We start from the raw sequence: 24,318 nt of genomic DNA, 5'->3' as shown, positions 1-24,318 counted from the left end.
GGGGTTCAGCCCTTGCTCGCCGGGCCGGCCGGCGGCGTCCAGACCGCGTCGCGCACGCGGATGGGATTGGTGATGAGGCCGAGGGCGTGGAAGCGGTCGGCCACCCGCTGCTGGTCGGCGATGGAGGCCTCGGTGAGCGGCGCGATGACGTAGAGGCTGCGGTCGACGGCGCGCTGGGTCGCGTCGAGGGGCACGCCGGTGCCCTTCGAGAGCAGGGCCGCCACCTCCGGGCGATGCGCCTCGCACCAGGCCGCGACCTCGCCGAGCGCCGCCAGGACCGCCTGGACCACCGGAGCGTTGGCCTGCGTGTAGTCGCGGTTGCCGAGAAAGTAGTTGCTCGGCTTGGCGATCTCGGACGCGCTCGCCAGGATGCGGGTGCCGGGCTGGCGCTCGGCGATGGCGAAGTACGGGTCCCAGATCGCCCAGGCGTCGACGGCGCCCCGCGCGAAGGCGGCGGCCGCGTCCGCCGGCGCCAGGGTCACGGGCTCGATGTCGGCGTAGGTCAGGCCGGCTTTTTCGAGGGCCACCACCACGAGGTAATGGGCGCTCGATCCCTTGGCGAAGGCGACGCGCTTGCCCTTGAGGTCGGAGAGCGTCTTCAGGGGCGAGCCCTGCGGCACCAGGATCGCCTCGCCGGAGCCGCCCGAATCCTGGGCCGCCAGATAGAGGAGGCTGTTGCCGGCGGCCTGCGCGAAGACCGGGGGCGGGGCACCGGTCTGGCCGAAATCGATGGCGCCGACGCCGAGCGCCTCCAGCACCGGGGGCCCGAAGGAGAACTCGGTCCAGCGCACGGTGACGCCGAAGGGCTTGAGCGCCTGCTCGATGGTGCCCTGCTGCTTGGCGACGACGAGGATGCCGTTCTTCTGATAGCCGATGCGGAAGGTGCCACCCTCCACGGCCCGCGCGGGCAGTGCCGCCGCCGCCAAGCCGGTGGCGAGGAGAGCGCGTCGGGAGATCGTGGCGCGGGAGATCGTGGACCTGGAGACCATGGTCGGCGCGCCCTCAGCCGGCGCTGGCGAAGGCGGAGACCGGGGACCCGGCCTCCGGGGCGGAGGTGCGGGCGGCCCGGGCCTGGAGGAGTTCGGCGAGCTGGTTCGCGGCGTCCCGGATGCGCGCCTTCACGCCCTCGTCGACGAGGATTCCATCGCGAAAATCCGCGTCCGAGCCGTAGACGGCGCTGGGGATCGTGTGGGCGCTGAAGAACCCGAAGAGCGGGCGCAGGGAATGCTCGACCACGAGGGCGTGGCGCGGGCCGCCGCCGGTGGCCGAGAGGATCACCGGCTTGCCCACCAGGGCGGCGGGATCGACAAAGTCGAACAGGTGCTTGAACAGGCCCGTATAAGCGCCCTTGTAGACCGGCGAGCCGACGATGAGCGCATCGGCGCCCTCGATGGCCTCGACGATGCGCCGGGCCGGCAGCGGCAGCAGGTCCCGCGACCAGGCCGCCCCGAGGCCGGTGCCGGCATCGACCATGTCGAACAGGCGGATGTCGGCCCTCACCTGCGCGCCCACGGCCTCGGCCAGGGACTCGGCGAGCGCGCGCGTCTTCGAGGGACGCTGGAGGTTGGCGGTGAAGCCGACGATGCGGGGCAGCGACATGGGATCACTCTTGCTGTCGGTCACGAGACTTGCGTCGAGGACGAGACTTGCGCCTGTCGAGGACGAGACTTGCGCCTGTCGAAAACGAGACTTGGCGTCGAGGACGAGATTTACGGGTGGCGGCAGGGTTCGGAGACGCGTCCGCGCCACCGCTCAAGACAAGCGTTGGTTCGCAGGGACGATCCCGGAGATCTGCGCGCTGGTAAACCCGGCGCATCACGCAGCGTTGCGTGACGGCGCCCTCTCGAAAACGTGCCCTTTGCGGGCGCCGGAATCAATGAAACGTTCTTTTGAAAGCAAAGCGCGCGGGAGAGGATCTGTCCAACCTGGACGATCCCGGGAGACGATCCCTTTCGAGGCGCATTATCGTGCCAGAATTTCGGCCTTCGCCGCGACCGGGCGCAAAATCCCCCAGGCCGTATCCCCCTTAGGCCGTGGCGTCCTCGAAGATGCCGTTCAGCACGACTCGCTCGAAGGCGCGCAGGAGGTGGGCGTCGAGCTTCGGGATCATGCCCAGCATGAGATCGTGCGCGTCCCGGTGCGGGAGCGGATCGCGGTAGGCCCGCCGCTCGGTGAGCGCCGAGTGGATGTCGCAGATCGTCACGAGGCGCACGAGGTCGGGAATCGCCGACCCCGCGAGCCCGGCCGGGTAGCCGCTGCCGTCGAGCATCTCGTGGTGGTGCCGGATGACGTCGAGGGTCGCCGTGTCGAAGCCGCCCTGCGCGCCAAGGAGATCGGCGCCGATGGCCGGGTGCGTGCGCATCACCGCCATCTCGTGGTCGGTCAGCCGGCCCGGCTTGTTCAGGATTTCCAGCGGGATCTTGGCCTTGCCGAGATCATGCAGGAGGGCGGCCCGGGCCAGGCGCGTTTGGTCGGCACGCGCGAGCCGGAGACCGGCGCCGAACGCGGCGGCGTAGCCGGCGACGCTGAGCGAGTGCTGGTAGAGTTGCTGGTCGTGGCGCTCGATGACTTCCAGCCAGGTGCGGATGCCGCATTCCGAGACCGCCGCCAGGATGTTCTCCGTCCCCGCATCGGCCTCGGCGGCGGTGATGGGGCGCCCCTCCGCGGCGGCCTCGAACAGCCGCGCGACCGTGCCGGTGGCGGCCCGCGCGAAGCGCTCGGCCTTCGCGGCCCCTGCCTGGAGGGGGGCTCCCTCGCCGGACGGCGCGGCGGCCTTGCGGCGCACCGCCTGCCAGGTGTCGATGAGGCCGAACAGGGTGGCGAGCACGACGGTCCGGGGCGCATCCGCCCGCAGGGTCCGGGTCGCGGCGGCCGTGCGGCCGTGCGGCGCCTGATCGGTCAGTTGGAGGCTCGCGACGCGGGCGGCGTGCAGGCGCGCGATCCAGGCCCGCGCCAGGGCGGAATCCTGGTTGACGTCCACCACGGCGACGAGGGGCGGGACCGCCGGAAACGCCTCGCGCGGATCGATGCAGCGGCAGGCGACCACGTTCTCCACGGCGCGGGCGAGCAGGACCGCGAGGTCCGGCCTGTCCGAGACGATGAGAACAGTGCTGGTCTGGGTCACGGGTGGATCCGGTCAGCGTGGCGCGCGGTCCGGCCTTCCGCCCGACTCCCAACATTTGACAGAGATTTGTTATCGAACAATTCACGCCAATTCATCCGTCAATTGTTCAGGTATTTTACCAAGACGGGCAACCGTCGCGAGATGCTCGCGGTGAAGTTGAAGCGGCTGTTCCGAGACAGCCTGCGGAGGCAGCGGAGGCAGGAGCGGCCCTGCGAGTGCTTTGCTTTGCAAAGGCCGTCGGCTTTCCGGACGAGCGCCGGCTTCGAAAACGCCGCGCTTCAAGTCGCGGGGGCTGCGCCCCATATGAGGACCACGCGATCGTTCGCCCAAGCCCCCTGGGGTCTCCCGCGAACCGCACGCCTTTCCGGGTCCTCGCGAGCCTGGCACCGGGATGATCCGGCGCCCCGCGCGGGCCGCCGCCAGCCGGAGACCGAATCCGATGTTCCTGTTCCGCAAGCGCCCCGAGATGCCCGATCCCGCCGACACCCTGCCGGGCCGGCCGAACCCGCTTCCCACCGCCGAGCGTCATTTCGTCAACGGCAACCCGCTGAAAGGCCCGTATCCGGAGGGCTTCCAGAGCATCGTCCTCGGGCTCGGCTGCTTCTGGGGCACGGAGCGCAAGTTCTGGCAATTGCCGAGCGGCGTCTTCGTCACGGCGGTGGGCTATGCCGGCGGCACGACGCCGAACCCCACCTACGAGGAAGTCTGCTCGGGCCTGACCGGCCACAACGAGGTGGTGCTCGTGGTCCACGATCCGGCGGAACTGCCCCTGGAGGCGGTGCTCAAGACCTTCTTCGAGAACCACGACCCGACGCAGGGCATGCGCCAGGGCAACGATGTCGGCACGCAGTACCGCTCCGGCATCTACACGCGCGATGCCGGTCAGGCGGAAGTCGCAGAGCGGGTGCGGGCGGCCTACGGCGAGGCGTTGCGCGCGCGGGGCTTCGGGGCGATCACCACCGAGATCAAGCCGCTGGAGGCGTTCTACTTCGCGGAGGATTACCACCAGCAATACCTCGCCAAGAACCCGTCGGGCTATTGCGGCGTCGGCGGCACCGGCGTGACTTGCCCCATCGGGACGGGCGTCGCCGCCTGAGGCTCGCCAACCCGGGCCTGCAGGCCGGTCGGCTTGCAGGCTGCCTTCGGTGGACTTGCAGGCACAGGCACCCCCGTGCGACGAGCCCCGACGCAGGGTGTCGCCTTCGCGGATGACCACACGACCTTTGCCGGCACGACCTTTTTCCAGGATGAGGACGCGATGAACCGGCGCGAGGCGGTCGCGGCGGCGCTGGCGCAGCTCGCCCCGCGCCTGCCCGAATTCGAGACGGAGGCGGTGATCGACCGCGCGCTCGCGAGTCCCGGCCTGCGCAACGCCCAGGCCCCGAACGCCGCCTGGCTCGCCCTCGTGGCCTATGCCCGCCACGTCTTCACCGAGTACGACGCCCTGCTGGACGAGGGCTACGACCGCGACAGCGCCCGCCACTTCATCCTCGACGACCTCAACGCCGTGCTCGCCGGATGGGGCTCGCGCCGCCAGATCTCGGATGCCGAGACCTCCTCGGATGCAGAGACCGCCCCGGATGACGAGCCCGACGACACCTGAGCGCCGGTCCCGGACAAGGCGCGAGATCCGACGCAGGGTTGCGCCGAGGCGGCTTGCACCCCGCCCGGCCGCGCGCCATCGTCCCGTCCGGTCCCGTCGTCTTCGGTCGGGCCGAAGCCATTCAAGGATGTCGGTGTCATGAAGATCAGTGCGCGCAACGTCCTCAAGGGCAAGGTCGTCTCCGTGGAGAAGGGCGCGACGACGGCCCATGTGAAGATCGAGATCGCGGGCGGCCAGGTGGTGACGGCGTCGATCACCAACGAATCCGTCGACAGCCTCAAGCTGACCGTGGGCGGCGAGGCCTACGCCGTGGTGAAATCGTCCGACGTCCTGGTCGCGGTGGATTGAGCGCGATGCGCCCCCTGGCCGCCGCAGCGTTCCTCGTCCTCGCCGCCACGGCGGCGCAGGCGCAGGGCGAGGCTCCGCACGACCATGGCGGGACGCCGGCGGCGGACCCCGCCGCCTGCACGCAGTTCGACTGGTCGCTCCTGCGCGAACAGGCCTGGTTCTCGGCCTCCGGCCTGCCGCGCGTCGAATCCGGCGGCACGCTCACCGCGGCGATGCCGGCGGCGCTCCTCGCCCTGAAGCCGCAGAGCGAGGTCGCCCCGCCCTTCGCGCCGACGCGGGTGCCGAAGCCCGGCAGCTATGGCGGCGTGCTGCACCTCGATGCGCCGCTGGCGCCGGGGGCCTATCAGGTCACTCTCTCGGACCGGGCCTGGATCGACCTCAGCCAGGACGGGAAGACGACGCGGCCCGCCACCGCCCACACCATGCGGCCGGGCTGTCCGATGCTCGCCAAGAGCGTGCGCTTCCAGCTCGGCACCGCGCCCATCACCCTGGTGGTGAGCGGAGCGGCCTCCGAGACGATCCGCATCGGCATCGCGCCCGTGGAGTAGCGCGGCGCCGCGCGCCCTCGACGCGCGGCGCGCGAATGGACTAGCGTGGTCCGCGTACCCTCCGAACGTCCTTCGCGCCCTTGTCCGATCCTTCGCACGATCCTTCGCATGATCCCGGCGGCCAAGCCCGGGCGCGCGATTTCCGGGAGCCCGTCCGCTGTCCCTTCGCCTTCACCTCGCGACGCTGCTCGTCCTCGCCCTCCCCCTGTCGGCGCAGGCCCAGGACCGGGGCACCGTCAACCCCAAGCCCCTGCCGCCGCTGGCCAATCCCGACGCGCCGGACACCCCCGCCAAGGCCCTGTTCGGCCGGGTGACGACGCCGGCCGCCGGCCCCGCCCACGCCTACGGCTCCTACGCCAAGGGCTGCTTCTCGGGCGGCGAAGCGCTGGCCGTCGACGGGCCGACCTGGCAGGTGATGCGCCTGTCGCGCAACCGCATGTGGGGCACCCCGCCCCTCGTCGAGTTCCTCGAGCGCCTCGCCGCCAAGGCGCCGCAGGTCGGCTGGAGCGGACTCCTCGTCGGCGACATGTCCCAGCCGCGCGGCGGCCCGATGCTCACCGGCCACGCCTCGCACCAGCTCGGCCTCGACGCCGACGTCTGGCTCACCCCGATGCCGGGCCACCGCATGAGCCGGGCCGAGCGCGAGGAGACCTCCGCCACCAACGTGGTCCGGGCCGACCGCCTCGACATCGACCCGGAGGTCTGGCGCCCCGAGCACCTCAAGCTCATCCGGATGACGGCGCGGGAGCCGGAGGTGGCGCGCATCTTCGTCAACCCGGCGATCAAGAAGGCCCTGTGCCGCGAGGCCGGCAGCGACCGGGCCTGGCTCTCGAAGGTGCGGCCGATGTACGGGCACAACTACCACTATCACATCCGCCTCGCCTGCCCGGCGGGGCAGGACCAGTGCGGCGACCAGGCCCCGCCCCCCGGCGGCGACGGCTGCGGCGAGGAACTCGCCTATTGGTTCAGCGACGCGATCATGAACCCCAGGCCCGCGACGAAGCCGGCCAAGCCGAAGCCCCCGATGACCCTGGCGGCCCTTCCGGCGGCCTGCCGGGCGGTGCTGAAGGCGCGCTGACCTTGGATTCCCGCCGCCCCGCGCGGGCGGCCAGCCGGACGACAGGACGAGAGATGGGCGAGCGGATCACGATCAGCACCGGGGACGGCACGCGGGCCATCATCGCGGTCGACGGCGCCGAGCCCGTCTCCTGGCAGGTGGCGGGGCGCGAATACCTCTGGAGCGGCGATCCCGCGCACTGGAATCGCCATGCGCCCTGGCTGTTTCCGGTGGTCGGCGCCTCGCAGGGCGGCGCCGTGCGGGTCGACGGCCGGGCCTACCCGATGCCGCAGCACGGCTTCGTCCGCGACCTGCCCTTCACGGTGATCGAGCGGGCCGAGGACAGCGTGGCCCTGCGCCTCACCGACGACGCCGAGACCCGCGTGCACTACCCTTACGCCTTCCGCCTCGACATCACCGCGCGGGTCGGCCCGGGGGTGCTCGATTTCGAGATCTGGGTCGAGAACACCGACACGGTGCCGTTGCCCTACGGGCTCGGCTTCCACCCGGCCTTCCCCTGGCCTTTCGCCGGCGGCGCGCGCGCGGCCGGGGGCGGCTACGCGGTCCGGTTCGAGCACCCCGAGCGCCCCTTCGCGCCGGAGGTCGGGGCCGGCGGCCTGCTCCTGCGCGACGAGCGGCCGGTGCCCCTCGCGGGGGCCACCCTGCCCCTCGACCCGGCGCTCTTCACCGAGGCCCTGGTGTTCCGCGACGCCGCGAGCGGCTGGATGCGCTTCACCGGCCCCGGCGGCCGGGCGATCCGCATGGCGGTCTCGGATTTTCCCCATCTCGCCGTCTGGACCAAGCCGACGGCGCCCTTCCTCTCCCTCGAATGCTGGACCGGGCACGCCGACTGGGCGGATTTCGCCGGGGACCTGACGGCGCGGGACTCGCAGCGCCTGCTGGCGCCGGGCGCCCGGGCACGCCACGGCGTCACCCTGTCGTTCGAGCGGGAAACGCGCGAACAGGAGGTTCGGGCATGACGCGGGTCGCTTCCGAAGGGGCGTTCTCGGCCGAAGCCTGGGCGCGCAACGCGGAGGCCTACGAGGCGATCCGCACCATGCCGTTCAACGCCGAGCTCGCGGCGGGCTCGCTCGCGCAGAGCCGCTTCCTCCACTACATCGTCCAGGACGCGCATTATCTCGTGGGCTTCGGCCGGGCCTTGGCGCTCGCCGCCGCCAAGGCGCCGAACCCCGACCGGATGGTGCAGTTCGCCCGCGCCGCCGAGACCGCCATCGTGGTCGAGCGCTCGCTGCACGGCGGCTTCTTTCGCGATTACGGCATCGACGCGGAGGCCTTCGCCCGGACACCGCTCTCGCCGCCCTGCGACCACTACGTCGCGTACCTCGTCGCCACCGCCTATGCGGAACCCTACGAGGTGGTGCTCGGCGCGCTGCTGCCCTGCTTCTGGATCTACGCCGAGATCGGCCGGGACATCTTCGCGCGTGCCGCCGGCGAGAACCCGTACCGGGCCTGGATCGACACCTATGCGGGCGAGGATTTCGCCGCCGCCGTCGCCGAGATGATCGCGGCGACCGACGAGGCGGCGGCCGGCGCCTCGCCGGACGTGCGGGCGCGGATGCACCGCGCCTACGGCCAGGCCACCCGCCTCGAATACCTGTTCTGGGACGGCGCCTACCGCGAGGCGGCCTGGCCGGTCTGACGACCGGGCGCGTCCCGCCTCACACCGCCCGGAGTCGGGCGCCGGGGCGGGTCTGGGTGCGGAACCGGTCGCGGGCGGCGCGGGCCGCCTGCTCGACGCTGCGGAAGACCGTGCCGTCGAGGGGCGCGAAGTCGCGGCTCGAGGAGAAGAAGCGCACGCCGCCGGGCTCCGGCACGGCGATGCCGGCGGTGACCTCGCCGATCTCTATGACGCGCGGCGGGGCCGGCTCGGCATGGAGGCGGTTGCGGGCGCGCTCGGCCCGGTGATCCGTGAAGTCGGCGGAGGCGTGCAGGCGGTTCAGCGCCCGCTCGGCCTCTGCCTGGAGGGCAGGCTCGGCCTGTGGGAAGGCCTGGATCTGCGGGAAAGACTGGATCTGTAGGAAAGGCATGGACGAACTCCGGCGGCCGGCGCCAAGGGCCGGCAAGGATCTGACGGTGGGACGCGACAGGACGATGTCAGCGTCGACAGCAACCGCTTTGAGACCGAAGCGTCGGGAGAGATCGGCAAACAGTCACGGCAAGTCATCCTTTCCAAGAAGGACCACGAGGCGCGCGCGCGTCGCGGTGCTTTAGCGTTTGATAACGCGGCGCAAGCTACACAATTCAAATCACCGCGGTTCGGCGACACGAATCCGTGCCGCCGAACGTCTTCAAGATGCGCATTCCAACGCCCGCCGTCAACGGATTGATCTTCCGAATGCAGGGCGGCGCGTGGGCGAAACGGCCCCGCTTCGGCGCCTTCGCGCAGGTTTCCTTCACGCAGGTTTCCTTGGTGCAGGTTTCCTTGGTGCAGGTTTCCTTCCTGAACGCCCTCAGGCGGCCGTGAGCACCGCCGGGAGGTCCCGGTAGTCGCGAAAGACCCGGGACGCTCCGGCCCGCGTCAGGTCGGCGGCGCTCGGGTCGTGGCCCCAATGGCCGCCACCGCTGAAGCCGACCACGCGCATGCCGGCCGCGCAGGCGGCGGTCACGCCGGGCACGCTGTCCTCGATGACGAGGCAGGCCTCGGGGGGGACGCCCATCGCCGCGGCGGCGTGGAGGAAGAGGTCGGGGGCCGGCTTGCCCCGCGCCACCATGGTCGAGGAGAAGATCCGCCCCTCGAACAGCGGCAGCAAGCCTGTCAGCCCCAGGGAATGGCGCAGGCGCACCGGGTCGCTGCTCGAGGCGACGCAGGACGGCAGCGTAAGCCCGGCCACCGCCTCGGCGACGCCCGCCATGGCGCGCAGCTCCGCATCGAAGGCCCGCAGGGTGTCGGCCTTGACGGCGTCGACGAAGCCCTCCGGCGCCGCGACCCCGTAGTCGCGCGCGATGTGGTCCATGATCGAGACCATCGAGGTTCCGGCAAAGCGCTCGCGCACGGTCTCGACGTCGATCGGCACGCCGATGCGGTTCAGCCCGGCGGTGAGGCGCGCGAGACTGATCGGCTCGCTGTCGACGAGGACCCCGTCGCAATCGAAGATCACCAGCGCCAGCGCCGGTGCGGTCTCGCCGGGCCGGGGCAGCGGAGCGAGGCGGGTCGAAGCGTCGGACATATCGGGACAGCGTCTCTGGATCGGATCGGGCGCGGGAGTAATGCGTGCCCGCATATGGCCCGGTCTCACCGGCACGCCAACCGCTTGCGCCGGCCGGGCGACGCTCCTACTCAGCCTCAGGGCCGGCGCGGAGGCCGCCCCAATGCGATCGGGTGCGATGGTCCGTTTCCTCAGCCGCTTGCTCGGCCTCGTCTTCCTGGCGGCGGGCTTCGTCTGCCTCGTCTATGACGGCGCCCGCTCCATCGCCAACAACACCGCGCGCATCACCAGCGTCAGCGACCTCGCCTTCACCCTGTTCAAGGACAAGGCGAGCGCCCTCCAGGGCACCGTCGAGGGCGTGGCCCCGTGGCTGTGGCAGATCCTGGTCCTGCCCCTGACCCTGGCGCCCGCCGCCCTGGTCGGCCTCGTCATCGGGGCGATCCTGCTCTGGATCGGCCAGCCGGCGCGCGAGCGCATCGGATTCCTCAGCGGCCCCTGAAGCCGCGCGCCCGCCCGGGCGACGCGGCGGAGGCGTGCGGTTTGGCACGCGGGCAGGCGGGTATCCGGGGCCGTCGATGGCGCGGGCGCCATGTTTTTTTGCGCGCGCCCATCGTAGAGTGGTGCGATCAGGCCTGCGCGACCACCGGGTCGCGCCGCGCCCCACGTCGAAACCTGTCGGGGATCGTCCGCCCTCATGTCCCGCATCGCTGCCGTCTCCCTCCTGGCGCTCGTCCTCGGCGCCGCGCCGGCTCTCGCCCAGCCCGCTCCGGGCACGCCGGGCGCGCCGGTTCCGCGCACCATCACCTCCACGGGCGTCACCAAGCCGCCGGGCGGTGGCGACAAGGCCAAGGCGCCCTACAGCCGCGCCTCCACGGAGGCCGACATGGCCAAGGCCCAGCGCGCCGCGGCCGCCCGCGACAAGGCCTGGGATTCCAAGATGCGCACCACCATGGGCTCGATCTGCAAGGGCTGCTGAGGCCGCGGACGTCCCGGTCGGCCATGATCCGCCTGGAGGGCGTCAGCAAGCGGTTTCCCGGAGCGGAGCGCGCGGCGGTCGAGACCCTCGACCTGGCGGTGGCGGAGGGCAGCGTCTGCGCCCTGATCGGCCCCTCGGGCTGCGGCAAGTCCACGACGCTGCGCATGGTCAACCGGCTGGTGGAGCCGGATTCCGGCCGCGTGCTGGTGGCCGGCGAGGACGTGACCCGGGGCGATCCCGTCGCCCTGCGCCGGCGCATCGGCTACGTGCTCCAGGGCGTCGGCCTGTTTCCCCACCGCAGCGTGGCCGACAATGTCGGCACCGTGCCGGGGCTGCTCGGCTGGAAGCGCGCCCGGATCGCCGCGCGCGTCGACGCCATGCTCGACCTCGTCGGCCTCGACCCCGCCGCCTACCGCGCGCGGCGCCCGCACGAACTCTCCGGCGGCCAGCGCCAGCGCGTCGGCGTCGCCCGGGCGCGGGCCGCCGACCCGCCGGTCCTGCTCATGGACGAACCCTTCGGCGCGGTGGACCCCGTCGCCCGCGACCGGCTTCAGGCCGAGATCGGCGCCATCCTGCGCAACCTCGGCAAGACCGTGCTCATCGTCACCCACGACATCGACGAGGCGATGCGGATGGGCGACCGCGTCGTGCTGATGCGGGAGGGGCGCATCGTCCAGGCCGACACGCCCGCGCGCATCCTGGCCCATCCGGCGGATGCGTACGTGGCCGGCTTCGTCGGCCAGGACCGCGCCCTGCGCCGCCTCGCCCTGATCCCGGCCGGGACCCTCGCGGTTCCGGGGGCACGGCCGGAGGCGCCGGCGATTCGACCGGAGGCCTCGCTGCGGGAAGCGCTCGCCCTGCTGCTCGCCACCGGCAGCGACCACCTCGCCCTGACGGGCGAGGGCCCGCCGGCCCATCTCAGCCTCGCGGCGATCCGGGCCGAGGCGGCGCGGGCGGTGGACTGACAGCGTCCTCTACTTGCACGTGTCTTACTTGAACGTGTCCTACTTGCACTCTTCGCGGGCGCGCTTGATCGCGTCGCCGAAGCCGGCGAGCGCGTATTCGTCGTTGGTGGGGTTGCCGCGCATCGAGGTGGCCTTGATCTGGAGCTTGGCCGTGCGCGTCATCTCGGTGACCACGCGGGTCTCCTCCGCCGGGTTCTGGAGCCAGGCGTTGTTGTCCTTTGTGACGAGGCCGTAGCGGGTGGGCCCGAGGTTCAGCGTCGGGTCCGTGGGCGCCGGGCCGGCATTCGCCTTCGCCTGGCTGCCGGCAGGCTTGGCCGGGAAGCCCAGCATCACCGCGACCTCGTTGGCCACGTTCTCGGCCTTGCGCACGGTCACGAACAGGTAGGCGGTGTCGCGCGCCAGGGTCTTGGGCATGCGCGCCTGCGGCTGGGCGATGGCGTAGCAGACCCGCGTCCGGCCCTGGCCGTTGGCGAAGACGTTCCAGTCCCCGAAGATCGCCACGGGGGTCGCCTGCTGCATGCCGGGCGCCTTGATCGCGGCCTTCTTCTCGCGCCCGCGCCGACGCTTCTTGCCCGGGGCTTCGGCCTCCTCGGGGGCGGCCGCCTGATCCTGAGCCAGGGCGGGCCGGGGGGCGAAGGGGTGTGGCACGCCGACCAGGGGCCCAAGGCCGGCCAGGACGATCGTGGCGGTCCCGAGACGGAGACCGCGCCGCAGAACAGAAAGCATGGGGGACCTTTTGAGGACGTCGCGCGGGGCCGAGAGACCCTGCCAATCGTCCGGAATTGCGGCGCCTTGCGCGCGCCGGATGCGGGACGACGGATTTACGGGAAGGTGGAGGCCGCCGCGCTCAGGCGGCGTGCGTTTCGGCCGGGAACGCGCCCGGGAGGGCCGCCATGACCGCCGCGAGCGCGGGCGCGGCCAGGGCCGCCAGCGACGTCGCCTCCTCCTTGCCCGTCATGTCTCGCGGCTTCAGGTCTTGCGCCTCGAAGTCTCGCCCCTTCATCGCCTCGGAGAAATCCGGCACCGTCACCTGCGGCAGCGCGCGCGGCTTCGGGTCGTTGTAGGGCGTGTTGTAGCACTTGCGCACCGAGGCCCAGAAGGCGTCCCGCTCGCTCGCGGTCAGGCGGCTCAGGGTCCCGTCGATCCGGGCCTCGGCCTCGGCCGCGAGGGCGGGGACGTCGTCGGGCACGATCCAGCTGTCAGCGGGCATGAAGGCATCTCCGAAAGGCTCGGGTCGGGTTCTAGGCAGCATCACATAGCTGGGCCGTGAACGCACCTGTCCCGGCCCCCGTTCGTCGGACTATCCGTCGCCCAGAGCGGCAAGCCAGCGCGTGGCCTGCGCGCGCACGTTGTCCGGGGCGGTGCCGCCGTAGCTCGTGCGGCTCGACACGGAGTTCTCGACCCCGAGCACGGCGTAGACCGCGTCCGTGATCCGGGGCTCGGCCTCCTGCATCTCGGGCAGCGAGAGCGCCTCCAGCCCGACGTTGCGGGCGGAAGCCGCGCCGACGAGGCGGCCGGTGACGTGGTGCGCCTCGCGGAAGGGCAGGCCGAGTTCGCGCACCAGCCAGTCGGCGAGATCCGTGGCGGTGGCGTAGCCGGAGCCGGCGGCGCGGGCGAGCACATCCGGGTTGGGCTCGAGGTCGCGCACCATGCCGGTCATGGCGGCGAGACACAGCGAGAGGGCCTGGAGCGCGTCGAAGGTGCCCTCCTTGTCCTCCTGCATGTCCTTCGAATAGGCGAGCGGCAGGCCCTTCATCACGATGAGCAGGCCCGTCAACGCGCCGATCACGCGGCCGGACTTGGCGCGCACCAGTTCGGCGGCGTCCGGGTTGCGCTTCTGCGGCATGATCGACGAGCCGGTGGTGTAGCCGTCCGACAGGCGCACGAAATTGAACTGCGCCGAGGTCCAGACCACCAGCTCCTCGGCGAAGCGCGAGAGGTGGACGGCGCAGATCGAGGCCGCCGCGAGGGATTCCAGCGCGAAATCGCGGTCGGCGACGGAATCGAGGGAGTTCGCGGTGGGCCGGTCGAACCCGAGGGCCTGCGCCGTGGCGTGCCGGTCGATGGGAAACGAGGTGCCGGCGAGGGCGGCCGCCCCGAGGGGACATTCGTTCAGACGCGCCCGGGCATCGCGAAAGCGGCCGCGGTCGCGGGCCAGCATCTCCACGTAGGCGAGGCAATGGTGGCCGAAGGTGACGGGCTGGGCCGATTGCAGGTGGGTGAAGCCCGGCATCACCGTGGCGGCGTGGGCCAGCGCCTTTTCGGCCAGCGCCTTCTGCAGGCCGGCGGCCTGGGCGTCGAGGCCGTCGAGGGTGTCGCGCACCCAGAGCTTCATGTCGGTGGCGACCTGGTCGTTGCGCGAGCGCGCGGTGTGCAGGCGCCCCGCCGCCGGGCCGACGATCTCGGTGAGCCGGCTCTCGATCGACATGTGGATGTCCTCGAGTTCGCGGCGGAACACGAAGCCGCCCCCCTCGATTTCGTCGCGCACGGCCTTGAGACCGTCTTGAATCGCCGCCACATCGGCGGATGGCAGGATGCCGGCCTGGCCCAGCATCGCCACATGCGCCAGCGAGCCGCGGATGTCCTGGGGCGCGAGGCGCTTGTCGAACCCGATGGAGGCGTTGATCTCCTCCATGATCTCGGCGGGGCCGCTCGCGAAGCGCCCGCCCCACATCCGGTTGCTCATGTTCTCAAACGTCCTTCCAGCCGCGCGGCCCGCCCATCCGGGCAAGCAACGATGATGCCCGGCACCAGGGCGATCCTCGCCGGCGGGGCCGTCCTCGTCGCCGCGCTCGGGGCGGGGCTTGCCGTATACGGGACGGGCTCGACCGGCGGCAACTCCGTTGCCCCCTGCGCGGGCTCCGCCGAGGCGGCGGCCCGGATCGCGCCGCTGGCGCGCGGGCAGGTGGCGGCCCTCCAGGTCGCGGACGCGCCGGCCCCCGCCCCCGCCCTCGCCTTCAAGGGGCCGGACGGCACGGACGCGACCCTCGCTGGCGTGAAGGGCCTGCGGCTCGTGAACCTGTGGGCGACCTGGTGCGCGCCCTGCAAGGCGGAGATGCCGGCCCTCGACCGGCTCCAGGCGCGGCTCGGGGGCGCGGACTTTTCCGTGATGGCGATCAACGTCGACACCCGCAACCTCGACGCGCCGCCGGCCTGGCTGAAGCAGAACGGCATCGCCGCCCTCGCCTATTACGCCGATCCGAACGGGCGCGTCCTGCCGGCGATCCAGAAGGCCACCGGCTCCCTCGGCCTGCCCACGACCCTGCTGGTCGACGGGCGGGGCTGCACCCTCGGGGTGATGAAGGGACCGGCCGAGTGGGACAGCGCCGACGGGGTCCGGCTGATCGAAGCGGCGCTCGGACGCGGCTGAGCGAGACCGGAACCCGCCACGGTTGCAACGACGGGACGTGCCACAGCCAGGATTAGGACATGGCTCCCCTGGAGGGTGTCCGGAAAAGTCCTCGTCAGGCCAATAAGCCTGATTATCAGTAAACGTATTCTTTTTTTCAGTTGTCAGGGTTTTCCGTCCGCGCCATCATCAAATGACATCGAATCGATGTCGGTGTCTCTGCGCCTGTTCTCAGACGGAGGCTTGATCCATCATGTCAGGACGTTGGGCTGTTCTCTGCGCGGCCGTGCTGGCCGCGCCCCTGTCTCATGCCGCCGAGCTGCCGCGCAGCGGCAGCGACAGCTATTCCACCACCTACGTCACCTCGGCCTTCGTCACCATGAAGCTCGGTGAGCGCACGGTCACGACCTACGACAGTTCCGGCATCACCCGGAACGAGTCGGGCGGGACGGTCTTCAACAACATGGGCACCCGCTGCCTCGGGATGCGCGAGGTCGTGGGCAGCGACGCGCTCAATCGCGGCTCCTGCATCGACAGCGATGCCGACGGCGACCAGATCTTCTCGACCTACGAGGCCAAGGGCCCCAAGGGCACGCATGTCTTCGTGGGCGGAACCGGCAAGTACACGGGCTTCTCGGGGACGGCCGATTACACGAGCCAGTCCATCAAAGGTCCCGACGGACGTGGCATGACCCTGGTCCTCCACACGTCGAAATGGAGTATCGCTCCCTGAGCGCGCAACCTGTCGTCGAGCCGGCCGGGAGAGGCCGAATACGCGGCACGGTCGGGCGCGGGACCGGCAAAACCTTAACCACCCTCGATCAGAATAGGGGCCTGATTTCTTGACCAGGCTCCTGACCCCATGTCCCTCGGCGCGCTGTCCATCCGGACGAAGCTGTTCCTCAGCTTCGGCCTCGTCGCCCTCCTCGTGGCGGGAATTGGGGGCTCGGCCCTGATGCAGTTGCGGGCGGTCAACGCGGTCGCGCGCGAGATGCGCGACGAGCGGCTGCCGAACGTGCAGCTCCTGGGCAAGCTCCAGGTCCTCGTCTTGCGCCAGCGGGTCAATGGCGGCCGGCTGATCACCGCCGACACCCCGGCCGTCCGCACCGACGTCTCGGGCATGCTCGCCAAGCGCGAAGCCGAGATGCGCGGCGTCCAGGCGGCCTATGCCAGGCTGCCCGCCAACCCGGAGTCCCAGGCCCTGTACAGGACCTTCGAGGCGGAATGGGTGGCCTACGGGGCGCTGCAGGCGGGCATCCTCGCCCAGGCGCAGGCGGGGGACCTCGCGGGTGCGCAGCGCAGCTACAACACCGAGATGTCGGTGCGCATCAACGCCGTGCTCGGCGCCCTGCAGAAGCTCGTCGAACTGGAGGAGCGCAGCGCCAGCGAGAGCGGCGCGCACGCGCAAGGCACCTACGACACGGCCCTCCTCACCACCGCGATCCTCGTCGGGTTCGCCCTGCTGATCGCGGCCGGCGCCGCCATCGCCCTCGCCCTCGGCGTCAGCCGGCCCCTGCGCCACATGACCGACTCGATGAAGCGCCTGGCGGACGGGGACACCGGGACACCGATCCCGGGCGCCGGGCGCGGCGACGAGATCGGCGCCATGGCGGGCGCCGTCCAGGTCTTCAAGGACAACATCCTGCGCACCCGGGCCCTGGAGGCCGAGACGGCGGCGGCCCGGGCCGATGCCGAGGTGCAGCGCCGGGCGACCATGCACGGCCTCGCGGACCGGTTCGAGGCGGCGGTGGGCGGTGTCGTCGCCCAGGTCGGCACGGCGGCCGCGCGGTTGCAGGCCACCGCCGGCAGCATGTCGACCAATGCCAGCGAGACGGCGCAGCGCTCGGCCACCGTGGCGGCGGCCGCCGACCAGGCCTCGGCCAACGTCACCACGGTGGCGGCGGCGGCGGAGGAACTCGGCTCCTCGGTCGACGAGATCGGGCGCCAGGTCCAGGGTTCGGCCAGCCTCTCGCGCGAGGCGGTGACGGAGGCCGGGCAGACCGCGACCTTCGTGCGCGACCTGAGCGAGGCGGCCCAGCGCATCGGCGACGTGGTGGCGATGATCTCGACCATCGCGGGCCAGACCAACCTGCTGGCCCTCAACGCCACCATCGAGGCGGCCCGCGCCGGCGAGGCCGGACGGGGCTTTGCCGTGGTCGCGGCGGAGGTGAAGGAACTCGCCAACCAGACGGCGCGGGCCACCGACGAGATCACCGGCCAGATCGCCCGCATCCAGGCCTCCACCGGCCAGGCCGTCTCGGCCATCGGCGGCATCACCGGGCGCATCCGCGAGATCAGCGACGTCGCCTCCTCCATCGCGGCGGCCGTCGAGGAGCAGGGCGCGGCGACGCAGGAGATCGTGCGCAACGTCGCCCAGGCCTCGATCGGCACCGGCGACGTCACCCGGAACGTCTCGGGCGTCGCCAGCGCCGCCGAGGAGACGGGGGCGGCGGCGGCCCAGGTCCTGGCCTCGGCCTCGGACCTCTCGGCGCAATCCGAGCAGCTCGGCGCGCAGGTCGCCCACTTCCTCGCCACCATCCGGGCGGCGTAGCGCCGCCCCTCAGAGCAGGGCGTCGAGGCTCCGCACGACCCGCTCGGGGGGAAAATCCGGATACTCGTCGGGCAGCCCCTTGCGGTTGACCCAGACGGGCCGGAACCCGAAGGCGGCGGCCCCGGCCACGTCCCAGCGGTTCGAGGAGGCGAACAGCACGGCCTCCGGCGCGACCGCGAAATGCGCGGTGGCGAGGCGGTAGGCCGCCGGGTCCGTCTTGAAGGTCCGGGCGGCCTCCACCGAGAGCACGGCGTCGAGGTGCTCGCCCAAGCCGGCGGAGGCGACGGCCCGCTCCAGCATCCCGGAATCGCCGTTGGAGAGGATGGCGGTGCGCCAGCCCGCCGCGCGCAGCGCCCGGAGGGTGCCGGGCACCTCCGGATAGGCCGCGAGGTCGCGGTAGGCATCGAGGAGCGGCGCGCGCAGGGCCCGGTCGACCTCCGGGTATCGGGAGAGGGCATGGTCCAGCGCCTGCTCGGTCAGGTCCCAGAACGGCGCGTGGCGCCCCATCAGGCCGAGCACCCAGGAATATTCGAGCTGCTTGGCGCGCCAGGTCTCCGACAGGGCGGCGGCATCCGGCCCGACCGCGTCGGCGTGGCGCGCCACCGCCGCGTGGACGTCGAACAAGGTGCCGTAGGCGTCGAAGATGGCGACGTGGCGGTGGGACTCGGGCATGGCCGCCTCCTCAGGCGCGCCGCAGGCGGATGCCGAACACGCGCAGCGTTCCGAGCAACAGCACGGCGTAGACGAGCGTTCCGGCGAGCCCGAGCGCGCAGAGCACCGCGATCTCGCGCCCGCGCGGCAGGGCCGGCACCAGGGCGTCGGCGAGCGGCAGGCCGTAGCGGGCGGTGGCGGCGAGCGCCAGGCAGGCCACCACCACCCCGAGGGCGGTGACGGCGAGGGTCCGGCCAGGCGCCATCCAGCCGCGCCGCCAGGCGAGCGCCACCAGGATGGCGAGGTTGATCCACTGGCCGATGGCGGTGGCGAGCGCCAGGCCCGTGACGCCGTAGGGGCCGGTCAGCACCACCTTCAGGCCGACATTGATCGCGATGGCCGTGAGCGAGGCGATGAGCGGGGTCATCGTGTCCTGGCGGGCGTAGAAGCTGGCGAGCGCGCTGCGCAGGAGCACCACGGCGGGCAGCGCCAGCCCGTAGGCGGCGAGCACGGAGGCCGCGCGGGCGGCGTCCTCCGCCCCGAAGGCGCCGCGCTGGAACAGGGCCGCCATGATCAGGCCCGGCAGGGTGAGGAAGGCCACCGTGAAGGGCGCCGAGAGGGCGAGCGAGAACCCCGCCGCCCGGTTCTGGGCCGCGTGCGCCCCGGCCACATCCCCCCCGGCGATGCGCCGGCTCATCTCGGGCAGGAGCACCGTGCCGGCCGCGATGGCGATGACCCCGAAGGGCAGCTGGTAGAGCCGGTCGGCGTAGTACAGGGCCGAGACCGCGCCGGTGGGCAGGAAGCTCGCGATGATGGTGTCGGCGAACGACGCGATCTGGAAGCCCGCGGAGCCGATCACCGCCGGACCCAGCACCCTGAAGAAGCGCCGCATGGCCGGATCGCGCAAGGTCGGCGCGGTCAGCGCCGGGGCGATGCCGGCGCGCCGGCAATCCCACCACACGAGCGCGAATTGCAGGACGCCCGAGACCGTCACGCCCCAGGCGGCGGCATAGGCGGCGTTCGGGAAGAGCCCCGCCAGCGCCATGGCGGCCAGCATCGACAGGTTGAGGAGCACGGGCGCGCCGGCCGCCACCGCGAAGCGCCGATGCGCGTTCAGCAGGCCGGAGAACAGCGTCACCAGCGTCATGAACAGGAGGTACGGGAAGGTGATCCGGGTGAGCGAGACGGCGAGCGCGAAGCGCTCCGGATCCTCCGAGAAGCCCGGCGCCAGGGCGCGCACCACGTACGGCATCGCCGGCATGGCGAGCGCCAGGAAGGCGATCTGCACCAGCAGCATCAGGGTGAAGATGCGGTCGGCGAAGCGCCGCGCCGCGCCCGCTTGCGCCTGTTCCGTCTCCGAGAGGCCGGCATAGCTCGGCACGAAGGCCGTGTTGAAGGCGCCCTCGCCGAAGATCGCCCGGAAGTGGTTCGGCAGGCGAAACGCCACCACGAAGGCATCGGCCATCGGCCCGGCCCCGAGGATCGCGGCCATCACCACGTCGCGGGCGAACCCGGTGACGCGCGAGACCAGCGTCCAGCCGCCGACGGAGAGGATGCTGCGGATCATGGAGTGGGCTGCCGGGGCGCGGGGCGCGGGAACGATGGGCTGAGCCCTAGACCATGCCGGGGGCCGGCGCGCAAACGCGGGGGGACGGCGTCACGCGCGTTCGGCGGAGCGCGCGCCTCCCCGGCAGGGTCATTCCATCGGGCCGCACACCGTCGTTCCGGGGCTGCTCGGCGGAGCCCGGGACGACGTGGTGCCAGGGGCTGACCGTAGCCCGAGGCGTCACATGCGATACCCTCCCCACGGGGGAGGGTCGCGTCGCTAAAAAGAACGACCTTACTTGGTCGCCTCGCCGTACAGCGCCTCGACGTGCTCCCAGTTCACCAGGTTCTCGATGAAGGCCTTGAGGTAGTCGGGGCGGCGGTTGCGGTAGTCGATGTAGTAGGAGTGCTCCCAGACGTCGACGCCGAGGATCGGCTTGGCGCCGTGCACCAGCGGGTTCTCGCCGTTGGGGGTCTTCATGATCGCGAGCTTGCCGTCCTTGACCGCGAGCCAGGCCCAGCCGGAGCCGAACTGGCCGATGCCGGCCTGGATGAAGTCGGCCTTGAACTTCTCGTAGCCGCCGAGGTCCTCGTCGATCTTCTTGGCGATCGCGGCCGGGGCGGCGCCGCCGCCGTTGGGCTTCATCCACTGCCAGAAATGGATGTGGTTGTAGTGCTGGCCGGCATTGTTGAAGAGCGGCTGGTTGTTGCCGTAGGCCGAGGTCAGGACCTCCTCGACGCTCTTGCCCTCGAGACCCGTGCCCTCGAGCAGCTTGTTGCCCGTGTCGACATAGGCCTTGTGGTGCTTGTCGTGGTGAAACTCGAGGGTTTCCTTCGACATGTAGGGGCCGAGCGCGTCGTAGGCGTAGGGCAGTTCGGGCAGGGTGAAGGTCATGGGCAACTCTCCGGCTCGTGAGACATCGGGCGCGGCGGCACGGCGCCGAGGGCGCCGCCGCCTTCGCAACCAACGCGCCGTTACCTAAGTCGATGCCCCGCCGAAGTCGATGCCTGGGAGTAGGCGATGCCTGCGCCGGGGCGGGGCCCGGCCGTCGATTTTGCAAATGCCCGTCAGGCCTTTAGTGTGCGCGCCGCACTTTCAAGGTGCGGGCGTTTGTCGAGAAGTCCATGAGCATCGCGCTGTTCGCGCTGGCCGCCGTCATGATCGTCGGTGGCATCGTGTCGGTCATCCAGGGTTTTCCCTTCGTGCGGCTGGAGAGCGGCCTGGCCATGACCATCGCGGGCGCGACCACGGCCTCGGCCGGGGCGGTGGTGCTCGGCCTCGCGGTCGTCGCGCGCCGCCTGCGTGGCCTGGAGCGGAGCCTCCTCGCCGCGCGCGACACCCGGACCGAGACCGACGCCGCCGGCCTCGAACCGGAGGCGTCCCTGCGCCAGCGCCCGAACCTCGCCGCCACCGCCGCCAGCCTCGGCGGGGTCGCGGGCGCGGGACTTGCCGGTGGAGCCCTTGCCGGTGCGGGACTTGCCAGTGGAGCCCTTGCGGGTGGAGCCCTTGGCGGCGCGACGCGCGCCGGCCGGGAGCCGTCCTTCTTCGATCCCGCGCCCCCGGCCCCGGAGGCCAGCGCCGCCGAGCCGCTGCTGCCGAACCTCCTGCCGGAGAGCGAGGCGCCCGCGCCGCAGCCCGCCCCATCGGCACCGGTCTTCGTGGCCGATGCCGCACCGCCCAGCGAGGAGGAGATGCTGTTCGCGGCCCACGAGCCGCAGGCGCATCACCTTCCGGATGCGCCGCAGGCAGAGACGCCCCACGCCGCCGAGGCTCCGCCCGAGCCCGCCGTCGTGATCGCGGAGGCCGAGCCCCTGCCGGAGCCGAAATCCGAGCCCGAACCCGAGCCGATGGCCCTGCGGCCCGCCCTGATCGAGACGGCGGAGTTCACGGAGCTTCCCCCCGAGCCCGTGCCGCCGGTGGCCCCCGTCGAGCCCGAGCCGCAGGTGGTCGGCACCTACGCATCGGGCGGCAACACCTACGTGATGTATTCCACCGGCGTGATCGAGGCCGACACCCCGCGCGGGCGCTACACCTTCGCCTCGCTGGACGAACTCAAGGCCTTCGTCGAGGCCGGCGGGGAGAACGACGCGCGCGGCGCCGCCTGACGCGCCGGACACGCGCCCGATCAGGCCAGCCACCCCCATGCCGACGGAGCCTGATCCATGCTGAGGCGCACCTTCGTGTTCGGAACCGTGGGCATGGCCTGGAGCGCGCATGCGCGGGGCGCGGAGCCGGAGACCCGGCTCGCGCTCGCCACGGCCACGCAGGGCGGCTCGTTCCCGGCCTTCGGACAGGCGCTGGCGGAGACGGTCCACGCGGTCGATCCCGGCCTGACCCTCGCGCTGGTGCCCAGCAAGGGCTCGATGGAGAACCTCGCGCTCCTCAGGGCCGGCACCGTCGACCTCGCCTTGGTGCAGGGCGAATACGCCTACGACGCCCTCAACGCGCAGGCGGCCTCCGGGCCGGGGTTGACGGTGGTGGCGCCGGTCAACGCCTCGCCGGGGCTGTTCGTCGTGCCCACCGGCAGCCCGATCCGGCGCGTCGCGGACCTGCGCGGCCGGACGGTGGTCCTGGGCACGCACGCCTCCGGCCTCACGGTCATGGGCCGGTCGGTCCTGCGGGGGTCGGGGATCGACCCCGACCGCGACATCGCGCCGATCCTCCTCGACCGGGCCGGCGACGGCGCCCTGATGGTGCTGGACGGGCGCGCGGCCGCCCTCTGGGGCGCCGGGACCGGCTGGCCCGGTTTCCGGATCCTCGCCGACGCGCCGGAGGGCGCCCGCTTCTTCGGGCCCGATCCGGAGGCCGTCGCGCGCATCCTGGCGCAGCACCCCTCGCTCCGGCGCCTCACCGTCCCGGCCGGGGCGTTCAAGGGCCAGACGGCCCCGATCGACACGGTAGGCTCCTGGAGCTTCGTCCTGGCGCGGGCGGGCGTCGATGCGGCGGCGATTACGCGCCTCGTCCGGGCGATGGACCGCGGCAGCGCCGCGCTGGCGCGCCGCTACCCCTCCGGCGCCGACGCCCATCCGCGCAACCTCCCCACCGCCGCGCCCCCGGCCTGGCTGCACCCGGCGAGCGCCGCCTACCTGCGCGAGACCGGCACCCTGCCCTGAGCCGGCCTCGCGCGGACGCCCGGGCCGGGTGGCTGGTCGTTCATCCGCTGCGGAACGTCGAACTCCGAAAGCCGCCCGTGGACCATCCGGTGCCCCGGGCGCACGAGACCGTCACTTCCTGAGCGGCACGCCCTTCGTGGTGAAACGCGGCGCGCCCGGATGGCGCATGGGTCGCGCCTGGCCTGCCGCCTGACCCGAGCCCGTTCCCGGCGGCTGCGAGAACGGAACGAGCTGGTCCGGCCGCGGCCCGATGAGGTCCGCGCGGCCCATGGCCCGCAGCGCCTCGCGCAACAGGGGCCAGTTCTCGGGGTCGTGGTAGCGCAGGAACGCCTTGTGCAGCCGGCGCTGCCGCATCCCCTTGATCGCGTCGACGGGCTCGCTGCCGCCGCGCCGCACGCCCTGCAGAGGGTTGATCTCGGTGTGGTACATGGTCGTGGCGGTCGCCATCGGCGAGGGCAGGAACGTCTGGACCTGATCGGCGCGATAGTCGTTCTTCTTCAGCCAGACGGCGAGGTTCAGCATGTCCTCGTCGGTGGTGCCCGGATGCGCCGCGATGAAATACGGAATCAGGTAGTATTTCTTGCCGGCCTTCTTGGCGGCGGCGTCGAACATCTCCTTGAAGCGGTCGTAGGTGCCGATGCCCGGCTTCATCATCAGGTCGAGGGGGCCGCGCTCGGTGTGCTCCGGCGCGATCTTGAGACGGCCGCCGACGTGATGGGTCACGAGTTCCTCGACGTATTCGGGGCTTCGGACCGCCAGATCGTAGCGCACGCCGGAGGCCACCATCACCTTCTTGACGCCCTTCACCTCGCGGACCTTGCGGTAGAGCCGGATCAGGTCGTCGTGCGAGGTGTTGAGGTTCGGGCAGATGTCCGGGAAGACGCAGGACGGCAACCGGCACGCCGCCTCGATCTTCGGGTCCTTGCAGGCCATCCGGTACATGTTGGCGGTGGGCCCGCCGACGTCGGAGATCACGCCCGTGAAACCCGGCGTCTTGTCGCGAATCAGTTCTATCTCGCGCAGGATCGAGCCCTCCGAGCGGTTCTGAATGACGCGGCCCTCGTGCTCGGTGATGGAGCAGAAGGTGCAGCCGCCAAAGCAGCCGCGCATGATCGTGACCGAGAACTTGATCATGTCCCAGGCGGGGATCTTCGCGTCGCCGTAGGAGGGATGGGGGGCGCGGGCGTAGGGCAGGTCGTAGACCGCATCCATCTCCTCGCTGGAGAGCGGGATCGGCGGCGGGTTCAGCCAGAGGTCGCGGTCGCCGTGGCGCTGGACGAGGGGGCGGGCGTTGCCGGGGTTGGCCTCCCGGTGCAGCAC

28 protein-coding genes are annotated in these 24,318 nt (G+C 71.8%); 16 read left to right on the top strand and 12 right to left on the bottom strand.

Annotated elements, in window-relative coordinates; translation table 11 throughout:
• Positions 1 to 5 precede the first annotated feature (5 nt).
• The 3 genes from JWQ05_RS18215 to JWQ05_RS18205 all read right to left on the bottom strand — a co-directional run bounded on the left by JWQ05_RS18215 (position 6) and on the right by JWQ05_RS18205 (position 3,124).
• Complete coding sequence (locus JWQ05_RS18215) at positions 6 to 989, bottom strand: aliphatic sulfonate ABC transporter substrate-binding protein (RefSeq protein WP_299661413.1); 984 nt, start codon at positions 987 to 989, stop codon at positions 6 to 8.
• Between the two features lie 13 nt (positions 990 to 1,002).
• Positions 1,003 to 1,599: an FMN reductase gene (gene msuE / locus JWQ05_RS18210; RefSeq protein ID WP_299661410.1), complete on the bottom strand. Its 597-nt coding sequence runs from the start codon at positions 1,597 to 1,599 to the stop codon at positions 1,003 to 1,005.
• Positions 1,600 to 2,026: 427 nt separating this feature from the next.
• The gene (locus JWQ05_RS18205; protein WP_299661407.1) at positions 2,027 to 3,124 is read right to left on the bottom strand and encodes an HD domain-containing phosphohydrolase; all 1,098 of its coding nucleotides are present in this window, start codon (positions 3,122 to 3,124) and stop codon (positions 2,027 to 2,029) included.
• 439 nt (positions 3,125 to 3,563) lie between these two features.
• On the opposite strand from JWQ05_RS18205, the gene msrA reads away from it, so the two are divergent.
• The 7 genes from msrA to JWQ05_RS18170 all read left to right on the top strand — a co-directional run bounded on the left by msrA (position 3,564) and on the right by JWQ05_RS18170 (position 8,340).
• On the top strand, positions 3,564 to 4,220 hold the full coding sequence (gene msrA, locus JWQ05_RS18200; RefSeq protein WP_299661404.1) for a peptide-methionine (S)-S-oxide reductase MsrA: 657 nt from the start codon (positions 3,564 to 3,566) through the stop codon (positions 4,218 to 4,220).
• Between the two features lie 162 nt (positions 4,221 to 4,382).
• Positions 4,383 to 4,727, top strand: a complete 345-nt coding sequence (locus JWQ05_RS18195) for a DUF2293 domain-containing protein (protein ID WP_299661401.1) — start codon at positions 4,383 to 4,385, stop codon at positions 4,725 to 4,727.
• Between the two features lie 138 nt (positions 4,728 to 4,865).
• Positions 4,866 to 5,075 carry a TOBE domain-containing protein gene (locus JWQ05_RS18190; protein WP_299661398.1) on the top strand — a complete coding sequence of 70 codons (210 nt, stop codon included), beginning with the start codon at positions 4,866 to 4,868 and terminating at the stop codon, positions 5,073 to 5,075.
• Positions 5,076 to 5,080: 5 nt separating this feature from the next.
• The gene (locus tag JWQ05_RS18185; RefSeq protein WP_299661395.1) at positions 5,081 to 5,623 is read left to right on the top strand and encodes a hypothetical protein; all 543 of its coding nucleotides are present in this window, start codon (positions 5,081 to 5,083) and stop codon (positions 5,621 to 5,623) included.
• 157 nt (positions 5,624 to 5,780) lie between these two features.
• Positions 5,781 to 6,701: a penicillin-insensitive murein endopeptidase gene (gene mepA / locus JWQ05_RS18180; RefSeq protein ID WP_299661448.1), complete on the top strand. Its 921-nt coding sequence runs from the start codon at positions 5,781 to 5,783 to the stop codon at positions 6,699 to 6,701.
• A gap of 53 nt (positions 6,702 to 6,754) precedes the next feature.
• Entirely contained in the window at positions 6,755 to 7,660 is a 906-nt protein-coding gene (locus JWQ05_RS18175; protein WP_299661392.1) for an aldose 1-epimerase family protein, read from the top strand.
• Positions 7,657 to 8,340 (top strand): TenA family protein, encoded by a 684-nt coding sequence (locus JWQ05_RS18170; protein WP_299661390.1) that lies wholly within the window; start codon positions 7,657 to 7,659, stop codon positions 8,338 to 8,340. The genes JWQ05_RS18175 and JWQ05_RS18170 overlap by 4 nt, the downstream gene beginning before the upstream one ends.
• Positions 8,341 to 8,359: 19 nt before the next feature.
• Here the strand turns inward: JWQ05_RS18170 and JWQ05_RS18165 are convergent, their stop codons facing one another.
• Positions 8,360 to 8,632 carry a hypothetical protein gene (locus JWQ05_RS18165; protein ID WP_299661445.1) on the bottom strand — a complete coding sequence of 91 codons (273 nt, stop codon included), beginning with the start codon at positions 8,630 to 8,632 and terminating at the stop codon, positions 8,360 to 8,362.
• Positions 8,633 to 8,973: 341 nt separating this feature from the next.
• Between JWQ05_RS18165 and JWQ05_RS18160 the strand changes: the two genes are divergently transcribed.
• Positions 8,974 to 9,165 carry a hypothetical protein gene (locus JWQ05_RS18160; protein WP_299661388.1) on the top strand — a complete coding sequence of 64 codons (192 nt, stop codon included), beginning with the start codon at positions 8,974 to 8,976 and terminating at the stop codon, positions 9,163 to 9,165.
• Here JWQ05_RS18160 and JWQ05_RS18155 read toward each other — a convergent pair.
• A complete protein-coding gene (locus JWQ05_RS18155) occupies positions 9,152 to 9,868 on the bottom strand; it encodes an HAD family hydrolase (protein ID WP_299661386.1) in 717 nt (238 codons plus the stop codon). The genes JWQ05_RS18160 and JWQ05_RS18155 overlap by 14 nt on opposite strands.
• A 157-nt stretch (positions 9,869 to 10,025) precedes the next feature.
• Here JWQ05_RS18155 and JWQ05_RS18150 point away from each other — a divergent pair, with 157 nt between their 5' ends.
• The 3 genes from JWQ05_RS18150 (at position 10,026) to JWQ05_RS18140 (ending at position 11,788) form a co-directional block, all read left to right on the top strand.
• Positions 10,026 to 10,346: a PetM family of cytochrome b6f complex subunit 7 gene (locus JWQ05_RS18150; protein WP_299661384.1), complete on the top strand. Its 321-nt coding sequence runs from the start codon at positions 10,026 to 10,028 to the stop codon at positions 10,344 to 10,346.
• Between the two features lie 195 nt (positions 10,347 to 10,541).
• Complete coding sequence (locus tag JWQ05_RS18145; RefSeq protein WP_299661381.1) at positions 10,542 to 10,823, top strand: hypothetical protein; 282 nt, start codon at positions 10,542 to 10,544, stop codon at positions 10,821 to 10,823.
• 23 nt (positions 10,824 to 10,846) lie between these two features.
• A complete protein-coding gene (locus JWQ05_RS18140; RefSeq protein WP_299661378.1) occupies positions 10,847 to 11,788 on the top strand; it encodes an ABC transporter ATP-binding protein in 942 nt (313 codons plus the stop codon).
• A 39-nt stretch (positions 11,789 to 11,827) separates the two neighbouring features.
• Here the strand turns inward: JWQ05_RS18140 and JWQ05_RS18135 are convergent, their stop codons facing one another.
• From JWQ05_RS18135 to argH, 3 genes are all read right to left on the bottom strand, one after another.
• On the bottom strand, positions 11,828 to 12,514 hold the full coding sequence (locus tag JWQ05_RS18135; RefSeq protein ID WP_299661375.1) for an invasion associated locus b family protein: 687 nt from the start codon (positions 12,512 to 12,514) through the stop codon (positions 11,828 to 11,830).
• A 121-nt stretch (positions 12,515 to 12,635) separates the two neighbouring features.
• Complete coding sequence (locus tag JWQ05_RS18130; RefSeq protein WP_299661373.1) at positions 12,636 to 12,998, bottom strand: hypothetical protein; 363 nt, start codon at positions 12,996 to 12,998, stop codon at positions 12,636 to 12,638.
• Positions 12,999 to 13,088: 90 nt separating this feature from the next.
• Complete coding sequence (gene argH, locus JWQ05_RS18125) at positions 13,089 to 14,474, bottom strand: argininosuccinate lyase (RefSeq protein WP_299661371.1); 1,386 nt, start codon at positions 14,472 to 14,474, stop codon at positions 13,089 to 13,091.
• A 54-nt stretch (positions 14,475 to 14,528) separates the two neighbouring features.
• On the opposite strand from argH, the gene JWQ05_RS18120 reads away from it, so the two are divergent.
• From JWQ05_RS18120 to JWQ05_RS18110, 3 genes are all read left to right on the top strand, one after another.
• Positions 14,529 to 15,158 carry a TlpA disulfide reductase family protein gene (locus JWQ05_RS18120; protein WP_299661443.1) on the top strand — a complete coding sequence of 210 codons (630 nt, stop codon included), beginning with the start codon at positions 14,529 to 14,531 and terminating at the stop codon, positions 15,156 to 15,158.
• A 232-nt stretch (positions 15,159 to 15,390) separates the two neighbouring features.
• Positions 15,391 to 15,870, top strand: coding sequence for a hypothetical protein (locus JWQ05_RS18115; RefSeq protein WP_299661368.1), 480 nt, complete (start codon positions 15,391 to 15,393; stop codon positions 15,868 to 15,870).
• A gap of 129 nt (positions 15,871 to 15,999) precedes the next feature.
• Positions 16,000 to 17,688, top strand: coding sequence for a methyl-accepting chemotaxis protein (locus JWQ05_RS18110; protein WP_299661366.1), 1,689 nt, complete (start codon positions 16,000 to 16,002; stop codon positions 17,686 to 17,688).
• A gap of 9 nt (positions 17,689 to 17,697) precedes the next feature.
• On the opposite strand, the gene JWQ05_RS18105 is transcribed toward JWQ05_RS18110, so the two are convergent.
• From JWQ05_RS18105 to JWQ05_RS18095, 3 genes are all read right to left on the bottom strand, one after another.
• Entirely contained in the window at positions 17,698 to 18,360 is a 663-nt protein-coding gene (locus tag JWQ05_RS18105) for a haloacid dehalogenase type II (RefSeq protein WP_299661364.1), read from the bottom strand.
• Between the two features lie 10 nt (positions 18,361 to 18,370).
• Positions 18,371 to 19,906: a murein biosynthesis integral membrane protein MurJ gene (murJ, locus tag JWQ05_RS18100; protein ID WP_299661362.1), complete on the bottom strand. Its 1,536-nt coding sequence runs from the start codon at positions 19,904 to 19,906 to the stop codon at positions 18,371 to 18,373.
• Between the two features lie 273 nt (positions 19,907 to 20,179).
• Positions 20,180 to 20,779, bottom strand: coding sequence for a superoxide dismutase (locus tag JWQ05_RS18095; protein ID WP_299661360.1), 600 nt, complete (start codon positions 20,777 to 20,779; stop codon positions 20,180 to 20,182).
• Between the two features lie 230 nt (positions 20,780 to 21,009).
• Here JWQ05_RS18095 and JWQ05_RS18090 point away from each other — a divergent pair, with 230 nt between their 5' ends.
• Both JWQ05_RS18090 and JWQ05_RS18085 read left to right on the top strand, forming a co-directional pair.
• A complete protein-coding gene (locus tag JWQ05_RS18090) occupies positions 21,010 to 21,990 on the top strand; it encodes a hypothetical protein (RefSeq protein WP_299661359.1) in 981 nt (326 codons plus the stop codon).
• A 57-nt stretch (positions 21,991 to 22,047) separates the two neighbouring features.
• Positions 22,048 to 22,998: a TAXI family TRAP transporter solute-binding subunit gene (locus JWQ05_RS18085; protein ID WP_299661356.1), complete on the top strand. Its 951-nt coding sequence runs from the start codon at positions 22,048 to 22,050 to the stop codon at positions 22,996 to 22,998.
• Between the two features lie 111 nt (positions 22,999 to 23,109).
• Here the strand turns inward: JWQ05_RS18085 and JWQ05_RS18080 are convergent.
• Positions 23,110 to 24,318 (bottom strand): YgiQ family radical SAM protein (locus tag JWQ05_RS18080; protein ID WP_299661353.1); only part of this gene is annotated, 1,209 nt, incomplete at its 5' end.

The sequence above is a fragment of the Methylobacterium sp. genome (assembly GCF_028290105.1).
Lineage (GTDB): Bacteria > Pseudomonadota > Alphaproteobacteria > Rhizobiales > Beijerinckiaceae > Methylobacterium.
This window is presented reverse-complemented; position numbering and strand designations above follow the sequence as displayed.